This is a genomic window from Limnospira sp. PMC 289.06 (assembly GCF_032350395.1).
GTDB lineage: Bacteria > Cyanobacteriota > Cyanobacteriia > Cyanobacteriales > Microcoleaceae > Limnospira > Limnospira platensis.
The window spans coordinates 6,466-10,687 of the sequence record NZ_JARPLC010000143.1 but is presented as its reverse complement, the minus strand read 5'-3'; the positions used below and the strand labels follow the sequence as shown (position 1 = coordinate 10,687).

The window sequence follows — 4,222 nt, the reverse complement described above, 5'->3', positions numbered from 1 at the left end:
CCAGGCGGTTATTTCGGGTATTGCAACCCTATTTCATGCCTGAACGTCTCGCACTTATTTATAGAGCATAGCATAAATTTATTTTCAAGCTCTTATTTCTCCTTCATCTTTACCAAAATTAACTTTTGTTCCTAAAGCTAAAGTTACACTTCTACCGGGTTCTACCTCTTTGATTGAATTATTAACATTAGCTACCCACTTTTCATCTGAAAGATTTTTTAATCCCCAAACATTTGGCTGAGTGGGATGTTGGATTACTTCTGCGATCGGATTTGAAAAATCATATCGTTTTTGATCATCAACATGATGCGGGAAAATCTTAGTGTTGTTATTGAGCATAATAATGTTCTTCTTAAATCTAATTCTGGGTGGGATAGCTAAATGGCTTTCACAAGACCAGCATTTTCCTGGATCGCCACTAGATGATTTGAGTTTGTCTAAATCGTAAAAATTTTCAGATCCACAGTTACTACAGTAAAAAATAGAATCTCGCAATCTAATCATTTCTCCTCGCCATATACTTTCTGCTATTCTGCCATTTTCTGGATCTCGAAGACCTTGAGTAAAAGCTTTAGTAAATAAGTCACGAAAGAATTTAGGATAAATTTGCCAAAAGGCAAGAGCATTATCTCCACATTCTCCTGTTTCATCAATATCTTTGGAGAGAGCTTCATTAGATGTATCATCTGTATCAAAAATGAAAACTGGCTCTTCTCCAAATATTTTTCTCCGCGCTGCTAAATCCCAACATTTAATTTGGAGCATTTTTTTTCCACAAAGCGGGTGATGAACATGAAATAAATAAAACAGAAGTACCGCTAGAGAATAAAGGTCGGTAAAACTACTAGGATGGGACTTGCCTATTACAATCTCGGGAGCCATAAAATCAGGAGTCCCTCCAATCATACCGGGCTTGCCATTAATATCTACATTATCATTATCACAAATTCTTACTTCTCCTGTATCTGGGTCAAAAAAAACATTTCCAAATGAAATATCCCGGTAACATAATCCTTTTGAGTGGAGCTGATAATAACTATTTGACAACTCAAAACCTGCTGTTGCTAGTGCATGAAAACTGGGCTCTACTTGCCTTTTCATCATATCTACCACGCCTTTAAATCGGCTTTCTCGAAGTGGCATAATATAACCATAAGTTTCAGGGATATCTGGTATGTTTACTATCTCTAATGGCCACAAAAATCTGTCAGTCGGTATTCCCAACTTTATAGCTTCTTCTAATCTACTTTTTTGCTTATCATCTTGATTTATCCATTCTGGGAAATACCATTTCAAAGCTAAAATTTTATCTTTTAAATTGACTTGATATACTTCTCCCTGTGTTCCTCCTCCAAGAAATTTTTCAACTTTGCCTTGTGTATTGGATTGAACTGTAAAAAAAACTTGCCCATTTTTAAGTAGTTGACTCATTTTATTACTCCTGATTTATTACTTGATTGTGGCACAAATTATTGGATTTATTTTGATGTAGCCGCTTAATAATCCCTAGTGTAATATCATCGCCACTTCCTTGTTCAGAAGCACTTTTCAAAAAATTTTCTAATTGATTTTCTAACTCAATGAGGTTATTAGAATAAGTCATTTCCCAGTAGTCTTTTCCAATTTTTATAAAATCTTCCTCTGTTCGGAAAGAGTTAGAATATCCATCAGTTGAAGCCAATACTAACTCTGGCATTCTCTCTGGATAAGGAACTAATCTAACTTGAAACTCTTTCCAAGCATCTGGTAAACAAAGAGAAGTTGTTTGATTTCCTAAAAATCTTTTGTCTAAGCGTAAAGGTCTTTCTGTTCTTCCCTGTTCATCAACGCAAAGAATATCACCGTCGCCCAGTTGAATATATAAGATAAAAAAATCAGTAACTACAATAGATAGCAAGGTTGTTCCATAGGCAATAAATGGATTTTTTTCAACTTGTTCTCGCTGTTGAATTCCTTCTTGATTTTTCAATTTTATCCACTCTTCATCTGTAAAAGGATGTTCTGAAAAATTTTTCTGAACTTCTGATTTCCAATTTTTAATTAGTTCCTTTGGCAAATCTAGTTCAGCTATTTGTTTAATGGATGCTAAATTTTGCACTAAATCAGTTTTGGAAATCTCAGTTAAGAAATCCTGTAACGTTTGTTTGGCTGAATTAACAGCTAACCTAGAACCTTGGTCACTACGAAAACTTTTAGAACTCCCATGACCATCAGCAACCACTAAAATTAATGAATGGCCTTTTTTTGAGTCTGGCCACCACCCCATAGCATCTTGATTAGGTAAATTATTTCTTACATGGGAAGAACCTCTAACTGTCTTTCCAATAACTTGCCATTCCTGCTTGTTATGATGATTGGACATTTATTTCTCCTTTTACCAAACATCATCTACTGAAGGTGTGCTTGCTGGAACTACACTTGGAATTGGTACAGTCACTGGTGTGTGAGATGAGCTTGAAATTTGGCTAGGTGGTGAAGATGCAGACTGTAAAACCACTGTTGATACCCATTTAATTCTTTCAACTAAAGCTTCTGGATTGTTCGCTTTAAGTGGTCTTAACTCAGAGTGACCAATAAATTTTTGCAACACTTCTTCGTCAGCATCTTTGCCAATAGCTATGGCAATACGCACAGATTTTTTGCCCCAAGGCTGCTTCATGATATCATTCAATCCGGCCTTGAAATCATCGGTAGGCTGACCATCTGAAATTAATACCAGTACAGGAGGTAAAGCCCTTTCTTCCATAGGAGGAACTTTCATTTGTTCTGATAGCATTGATAAAGCTTTGCCCATATCTGTTAGAGCATTCACATTAGCTTCCAAATCTTTCCATTTAAACTCTTCAATTTTTGTCGGACTAGCAATATGCCACTGTGCTCCGTTAGAAAAATTAATAACTCGCACCAAAACCTGAGCATTTGGGTTACTACTAGCTGCCGCTTGCATATGGGGAATAGATTCCCGAATAGCAGCATTTAATGATTGGATTTTACCATCTACCGTCATTGATCCAGAGCAATCACACAGAAATATGAAGTGCAAAGGTCTGGAAGCTATTTCTCCACCCGGTCTTGTAGGCATTCTCGTTTATTTTTGATCGATTCACACTTTCTCTTGGCCTTATCCTAGCATATTTTTTTACTCCGACATGAGCAACTTCAACTGTTTCAGTAAGGCTTCAATTTCGGAACGTTGTTGAGGAGATAGCCTAGCCTTTGAACGTCGGAATTGTTTCGTCATGTCGGATATCTCAGTTTCCAATTGGTCTGGCATTTCTGATACTTTCCTTTCCCTTACCAATTTTTGCACCTGTCTCAAGGTCAAGTTTTGAGCGATCGCCTCTGATAGCAGCGCCAACCGTTCCTTCTCGGACTTTAACTTGGCTATTTCCTTGGCTTTGGTGTAATCAATCTCTCCCTCACCCAGAGCTTTCATGATTTCTGGTGGCAGTTTCAACATAGGTAATTGATTGCTGACGAATGAATCCCAGGACATCCTACCTAGGGAGTCAAATGTGGATTTCACAATTTCGGCTTCTGGTTTACCCATAGCGCTATGGGTAGTTACTTTTTTCTTAGCGTCGTTTTTCATTCGGTGCAGTAGCGATCGCACCTTTTCCACTGAGTCATTTAAGTTGATAGCCAACAGCCGCAAAATCGCCTCGGTTTCTTCAATCGGGTTCAAATCCTCCCGCTGGATATTCTCAGTCAAAGCGCACTGCAAAGCCTCAGCATCGCTCATCTCCTTAACTTGGGCCGGTATCGTCTCAAGTCCCACAATTTGAGCCGCTCGATAGCGACGCTCCCCCGCCACTAACTCGTACTTACCCTTATCAATCGGTCGCACAATCAAATCCTGCAGGATGCCACTGCTTTTAATACTGGCAGCCAGTTTATTGATGCTTTGCTCAGAAAAATACTTTCTCGGTTGCACTTTCGAGATCACGATTTGCTTGATGGGAATTTGACGACGATCGCCAAATGTTCGGATTTGATAGTTTGGTAGAGTTTTCATCGGTCCTTTGGCAGTGCAGTGGTTTTCGGGTTTCCCTAAAATAGTTATCGGCTCGGATCGATAAATTTATGCAATTTAGCACCCGAGTTTCCAGTCATTCTCTCCTTCCCACCCATCAAGGAAAAATGACTAGACAGGCGATCGCCTTTTTTCCCAATTTGAGTAGGTTGGGTGGAGGTCACGAAACCCAACGCCACCATCTCTTAG

The 4,222-nt window shown here is 38.7% G+C and carries 4 protein-coding genes; all 4 read right to left on the bottom strand.

Going from position 1 to position 4,222, the window contains the following annotated elements; genetic code table 11:
• Nucleotides 1–84: 84 nt before the first annotated feature.
• The 4 genes from P5674_RS20670 to P5674_RS20655 are packed head-to-tail and all read right to left on the bottom strand — an operon-like array spanning nucleotide 85 to nucleotide 4,015.
• The gene (locus P5674_RS20670) at nucleotides 85–1,431 is read right to left on the bottom strand and encodes a protein kinase domain-containing protein (RefSeq protein ID WP_006616386.1); all 1,347 of its coding nucleotides are present in this window, start codon (nucleotides 1,429–1,431) and stop codon (nucleotides 85–87) included.
• Between the two features lie 4 nt (nucleotides 1,432–1,435).
• A complete protein-coding gene (locus tag P5674_RS20665; RefSeq protein WP_006616385.1) occupies nucleotides 1,436–2,362 on the bottom strand; it encodes a PP2C family serine/threonine-protein phosphatase in 927 nt (308 codons plus the stop codon).
• Nucleotides 2,363–2,374: 12 nt separating this feature from the next.
• The gene (locus P5674_RS20660) at nucleotides 2,375–3,082 is read right to left on the bottom strand and encodes a vWA domain-containing protein (protein WP_035735607.1); all 708 of its coding nucleotides are present in this window, start codon (nucleotides 3,080–3,082) and stop codon (nucleotides 2,375–2,377) included.
• Between the two features lie 57 nt (nucleotides 3,083–3,139).
• Nucleotides 3,140–4,015 carry a ParB/RepB/Spo0J family partition protein gene (locus tag P5674_RS20655; RefSeq protein ID WP_014277318.1) on the bottom strand — a complete coding sequence of 292 codons (876 nt, stop codon included), beginning with the start codon at nucleotides 4,013–4,015 and terminating at the stop codon, nucleotides 3,140–3,142.
• Between the last annotated feature and the right edge of the window lie 207 nt (nucleotides 4,016–4,222).

Bases quoted from the DNA above. Each gene is read 5' to 3' on its own strand.
- P5674_RS20665 (WP_006616385.1), bottom strand. From the start codon at position 2,362: ATGTCCAATCATCATAACAAGCAGGAATGGCAAGTTATTGGAAAGACA.
- P5674_RS20670 (WP_006616386.1), bottom strand. From the start codon at position 1,431: ATGAGTCAACTACTTAAAAATGGGCAAGTTTTTTTTACAGTTCAATCC.
- P5674_RS20655 (WP_014277318.1), bottom strand. From the start codon at position 4,015: ATGAAAACTCTACCAAACTATCAAATCCGAACATTTGGCGATCGTCGT.
- P5674_RS20660 (WP_035735607.1), bottom strand. From the start codon at position 3,082: ATGCCTACAAGACCGGGTGGAGAAATAGCTTCCAGACCTTTGCACTTC.